This is a genomic window from Corynebacterium sp. HMSC055G02, assembly GCF_001809065.1.
GTDB lineage: Bacteria > Actinomycetota > Actinomycetes > Mycobacteriales > Mycobacteriaceae > Corynebacterium > Corynebacterium jeikeium_D.
The window spans coordinates 1-5,366 of sequence record NZ_KV795647.1 but is presented as its reverse complement, the minus strand read 5'-3'; the positions used below and the strand labels follow the sequence as shown (position 1 = coordinate 5,366).

Annotated in this window: 4 protein-coding genes; 1 reads left to right on the top strand and 3 read right to left on the bottom strand. The window is 55.1% G+C overall.

Annotated features, from left to right (window positions below; translation table 11 throughout):
- Positions 1-54: 54 nt before the first annotated feature.
- The 3 genes from pbp2m to HMPREF2547_RS04525 form a co-directional block, all read right to left on the bottom strand.
- Positions 55-1,836, bottom strand: coding sequence for a penicillin-binding protein PBP2M (pbp2m, locus tag HMPREF2547_RS04535; protein ID WP_070604859.1), 1,782 nt, complete (start codon positions 1,834-1,836; stop codon positions 55-57).
- 113 nt (positions 1,837-1,949) lie between these two features.
- Complete coding sequence (locus tag HMPREF2547_RS04530; protein WP_070604856.1) at positions 1,950-2,780, bottom strand: serine hydrolase; 831 nt, start codon at positions 2,778-2,780, stop codon at positions 1,950-1,952.
- Complete coding sequence (locus tag HMPREF2547_RS04525) at positions 2,777-3,637, bottom strand: LysR family transcriptional regulator (protein WP_012360809.1); 861 nt, start codon at positions 3,635-3,637, stop codon at positions 2,777-2,779. The genes HMPREF2547_RS04530 and HMPREF2547_RS04525 overlap by 4 nt, the downstream gene beginning before the upstream one ends.
- 114 nt (positions 3,638-3,751) lie before the next feature.
- On the opposite strand from HMPREF2547_RS04525, the gene HMPREF2547_RS04520 reads away from it, so the two are divergent.
- Positions 3,752-5,332 (top strand): helicase-associated domain-containing protein, encoded by a 1,581-nt coding sequence (locus HMPREF2547_RS04520; protein ID WP_016421371.1) that lies wholly within the window; start codon positions 3,752-3,754, stop codon positions 5,330-5,332.
- The last annotated feature ends 34 nt before the right edge of the window (positions 5,333-5,366 follow it).

Genomic DNA, 5,366 nt, shown 5'->3' with positions numbered 1-5,366 from the left:
CGGAAAAGACACACTTTTCTTTACTTAACCCGTGCTAGAGGTTATGACGCAAGTTTATTGAATTCCAGAGAATTTCTGAACATCCGGCGAGCGAAGGAAACGCCCGGCCATTTCCACAGCTGGCTGAGAAGAATCTCCTTCGATTACAAGGGACGCAATCGCCAATTCCCCTGTCGTTCCAGCGAACCAGCCATTGGAAAGCTTGCCATCAATTTCTGCTGTACCAGTCTTTCCGCCAAGTGCACTAAGATCACTCAACGACCTAGCTGAACCGTGGTCAATTGTTGATTTCATCATCGTCCGGAGGCTTTGAATAGTTGTATCGCTGACATGCTGGTCTGCCTGTTTATTCACTACTGTCTGTTCGCCTTGAATGAGCTGTGGAGGAACAAGCAAGCCGCCGTTAGCGACAGTCGATTCCATGAGCGCAATCCCAAATGGACTAGCTAGAACCTCGCCCTGTCCAATAGAAGCCTCCACACGAGGAGGTCCAGCCGGTGTCCGCGGCACCGAACCAGTAAGTGTGGTCATCCCTGGTACGTCGAAGTCGGAGCCAATTCCGAGTTCTAAAGCAGTCCGTTGCAGATCATCTTCTCCCAAACGATCCGAAATGACCGCTTGGGTTGTGTTACATGATTGGGCGAAAGCTTCTTCCAGTCGAACGCTACCTAGATCGAAGTCATGATCGTTGGGAATCGTGCGTCCAGCGACGGTGATATTGCTAGGACAAGGTAGTTCCTCATCCATGCTGACTGCCCCTGCCTCTAGTGCCGCCGCTGTGGTCACAGTTTTGAACGTCGATCCCGGTGGGAATAGCCCGGTGAGTGCGATTGGCCCTTGGTTATTTGCCTTGTCATTTTGTGCAACGGCAAGGACACCTCCTGTTCTAGGATTGAGCACGACTAGAACTGCGGCACGTTGCTCACTGTCCACTGCTTGTTTTGCTGCGCTTTGCAGTGTGTTATCCAGAGTGGTTGCGATTGGCTGAACTCGGCGAGGCGGCTCAGAGGCTACCGTCGTCATACCTTGTGAACTCTCAGCGCGTATCGACCATCCTGAATTAGCATCGAGCACTGACTCCCAATATTTGTTCAATTCAGCATCCAGCGGAGAGTTAAGAGTTTTGGACACGCTTAAGAGACGCCCCTGCTCCACAGTGGAAATTCCCTCAAAGGTCCTAAGTTGCTCTTGTATCTTCCGGAATTCTTCCTGCCTCAAAGTGAGGAGCACGGTGTCTTCATCCTGAGACTCTCCCAAGGTCTGCTCGATCCACTCCTTAGTCGTTGTGGGAGACACTGGTGCAAAAATCTGGGCCAATTCCTGCGCTCTAGAGGCTATATCTTTGCGACCTCGTACCTGAATAACTTTCGTCCAGGTCATATATTCATTGCCCAAGCGATCTTTAATTGGAAGATCGTACTGTTTATCTTCAGCAAAAAAGAGTGCGGAATCATCGCTCAACTGAGCTTCGAAGATCGAAGGCAACCATTGAGGCTTACCATCCTGTCCACTAAGGACGAGCCGACCATTGCTCTCCAACTCCACACCATCTTTGGACCAAGTCACATGAGTATTCTGCTTTCCATTGGAAATATCAGATTTTTCGATGTTGACCTTCACACCATGAAGTGACTGCCGAAATTCATGAAGGGCGCGCTCCGGGTCTGGATGATCCAGATACCGTGCAGCCTTGCTGTCATCTCCCGCGTTGAAAGCTTTGAGAAATACGTCTGAGTCTGATTCCCACGGTAGAGCTGAACAGCTGCTCAACATCACTGCGGAGAGCGAACAGAGTGCAATCACCGACTGACGGAAACGATTGTGCTTAGTCATCATGGGAGTGACGTTAAGTGAGACGCATTGGATGCCACCAATATCACATAATGCAATTGTCTCATTTCATTCACATATAGGCGATGGTAGAAGTGTGTATTCAAGTGGCAGAAATTCTAACGAAGAGCGTCCACGAGCAGTCTAGCCACTTCGCCAATAGCACCATCGTGAGTACTCATTGCTTGTTCTGGCACCACCTGTTTCAGCATGATGGACACCACAATGGGCTCCTCGCCCTCAACCTGGATAATCGAAGCTTCACCATGGAGAAGTCCTACAGTGCCCGTTTTTCCATAGATATCAACGCCGCTTGGAGGAAAGCCTGAAGGAACACGGTGACGCCACACCTGCAACCCCAAGAGTTCACACATAGATCGACGTACCGCTGCACTATCGTCTTTCCAAACCTGTTCCAAGTCATTAGTTATTTCCGCCAACGAAGAGACTGCAGAAAACGCTATATCTGTACTACTCCCCCCTTGGGATTGAACATATTGACGCAATTGTTTCTCCGCCGTCACTAAGCTATTCCGATCTTGCAAGTCATAATGAGGTGGAAACCGTTTAAGAAATGCTTCTCGAGCCCACGCAGGCAGTAGACGCAAAATCTCGTGGGCGGCCACGTTATCTGACACCGATGCGACTTGTTTCATTAAGTCTCGGAGACTCACGTTCACTGCGTCATCAAAGGCAGCGAACCCATACCCTTCGTAAGTTCCTTTGGACGGTGCAACGTCAACACGAAGACGAGGATCCAGATCACCTCGTTGAATCGCTTCCAAAGTGAGGTGGAGGAGCCGGATTTTATATAAGGATGCCACCGGAATTTTCTCGTCTTGTTTGCGTCCGATAGTCACCCCATCGTGCAGTCGCGATGCACACCACCATCCCTCACACCCCGACCGCGTCAACACGTTTTCCAGGGCCATCTCCATCCGTGCAGTCATTGGTTAATCCTTCGACAAATTCTTTCGGCGACCGCCATGGCCTCGGCGCCATTGTCCATCCCACCTCGGCGAACCACTACATCCACGGAAAAATCGAAACGGGAAGGAAGCTCAATAGCATTGTCAAACTGGTGAAAACCGCGAAATACCAAAGACATCCCCTCCCCTCTTCCAATCAATAAGCCCCTACCTAGAGCATCCTCTGAATCATTAATTTCGCAAGACACACCCGACCGAAATAGCTCTCTCGCCAAACCACTGGCTGCACTTGAATTGTCATTCAGGTTCTCCACCAGCAGATTCAATTGAGACAAGGTCTTATCCAACCTTGAATACCCCGGCGGCACCACTAGATCACGTGACAGAGAAAACTGCCTCGCACTGCGGTGAGTACCCAAGGGAACCGGAGCTTGAACAAGCCCCGCATGAATAGCGCCTTCTTCAACACGGGCAAGAATCTCAACAGAAGGCAGTGACGACAAAACTACTCCATCATGCTGCTGTGCCTTTGCTGCAATACGCGATCCTATCTCGCTTGGAAGCGCACTACTGATGGCCAAACGAAACCCGCTTTGCGCACCACTTCGGATACCGTCAATCATCGAATGCATAGTCTGAAGATCGCGATTAATCACCCGGGCATATGGAAGCAAGGTCAACCCTGCCTCGGTTAGTTTCACTTCCCCCGCCCCTCGGATAAATAGCGGTGTACCTACACCAGCTTCTAAGCGCTTAATGGCATTGGAGACAGGCGGCTGACTCACTCCCAGTCGCGCTGCCGCCGCTGTAAAACTACCGGTCTCCGCTAAAGCCACGAAATACTGCCATTGGCGCAGATTTCCCGTCTGAGCAATCATGGGTCTCAGCATAGTGGAGCACGAGTTCGCACCACTGCAGCGTAAAATGATGTCTTTGGCTTGAGCAACACCGTCGCGGTGGCGTCGATAAACAAAAAGGAAGTGACACACAGCGTGGGCATTGGAAACGGACCGCTCATTGTGCAGTCGGATAAGACCGTGCTGCTGGAAATCGACCACGAACAGGCGCAGGAGGCGCGCACCGCGCTGGCACCGTTCGCGGAGCTGGAGCGCGCGCCGGAGCACGTGCACACCTACCGCATCACCCCGCTGGCGCTGTGGAACGCCCGCGCGGCAGGGCACGACGCGGAGCAGATCATGGACGTGCTGGAAACCTACTCGCGGTTCCCCGCCCCGCAGCCGCTGCTCATCGACATTGCCGACACGATGGATCGCTACGGGCGGCTGAAGCTCATCAAGCACCCAGCGCACGGGCTCGTGCTAGAGACGACGGACAGGGCTGTGCTGACGGAGATCCGGCGTCACAAAAAGATCAAGCCCATGTTGGGCGCAGAGATCGACGAGGACTCGATCGTTGTGCACCCTTCCGAGCGCGGCAGGCTCAAGCAGGAACTGCTGAAGGTCGGCTGGCCCGCAGAGGACCTGGCGGGATACGTCGACGGCGAGGCACACCCCATCGAGCTGTCGCAGGAACACGAAGAATGGCAGCTGCGCGACTACCAGGAGATGGCGGCCGATAGCTTCTGGGAAGGCGGCTCGGGCGTGGTAGTGCTGCCATGTGGTGCGGGCAAGACGATGGTCGGCGCGGCCTCGATGGCCAAGGCAAAGGCCACCACCCTGATCCTGGTGACGAACACCGTCGCGGGCAGGCAGTGGAAGGACGAGCTAGTGCGCCGCACCTCCCTGACGGAGGATGAAATCGGCGAATACTCCGGAGAGAAGAAGGAGATCCGCCCCGTGACCATCGCCACCTACCAAGTGGTCACGCGCAAGTCGAAGGGCGAATACCGGGCGCTGGAGCTGTTCGACTCCCGCGACTGGGGCTTAATCATTTACGACGAGGTTCACCTGCTGCCTGCCCCGGTGTTCCGCATGACCTCCGACCTGCAGTCTCGCCGCCGTCTGGGGCTCACCGCCACCCTGGTGCGCGAGGACGGCCGCGAAGGCGACGTATTCAGCCTGATCGGGCCGAAGCGCTATGACGCCCCATGGAAGGACATCGAGGCCTTCCTGGATCGCATGTCCCCCGGCGGTCTCTCGTCCGTTCCCCAGTCCCTGCGGTATTTGATTGACGACGCCACCAGGGCATTCCAGCAGGGCTCCGCCACCGAACCCCACTCGGCTCGTGTCCCGTCTCGCGTGGATACTCCCCAGCGCAACATCATGGACATCACTGGGGACTCCACCGAGATCGCCTCGGAGATCGACGGCGCCGTGGAGGGTTTTCGCCGCGCCCACGACCAGGCCATCGCCGTGGACCCGGCGGACGGCACGAAGGCCTCGGACACCCGGACCTTCCGCTCGCCGCGGGAGATCATGTCCGAGCTGCGCCGCGCCTATACCGCGGGCACACAGGTGCGCCTGCACTACGTGGACTATGCGGGTGCCACCAGCCATGACTGGATCTCCATCGTGATGATGACCCCCTCCACCATCTCCGCGGTGCTCGAATCCACCGGGGAGAGCCTCACGATCCAACCCCACCGCATCGCTGCGGTGGACGTGCCGTGCTAGAGGGTTAAGTAAAGAAAAGTGTGTCCGCATGCCA

Excerpts from the sequence above, each read along its gene's own strand:
- pbp2m (WP_070604859.1), bottom strand. The coding sequence starts at position 1,836 with ATGATGACTAAGCACAATCGTTTCCGTCAGTCGGTGATTGCACTCTGT.
- HMPREF2547_RS04530 (WP_070604856.1), bottom strand. The coding sequence starts at position 2,780 with ATGACTGCACGGATGGAGATGGCCCTGGAAAACGTGTTGACGCGGTCG.
- HMPREF2547_RS04525 (WP_012360809.1), bottom strand. The coding sequence starts at position 3,637 with ATGATTGCTCAGACGGGAAATCTGCGCCAATGGCAGTATTTCGTGGCT.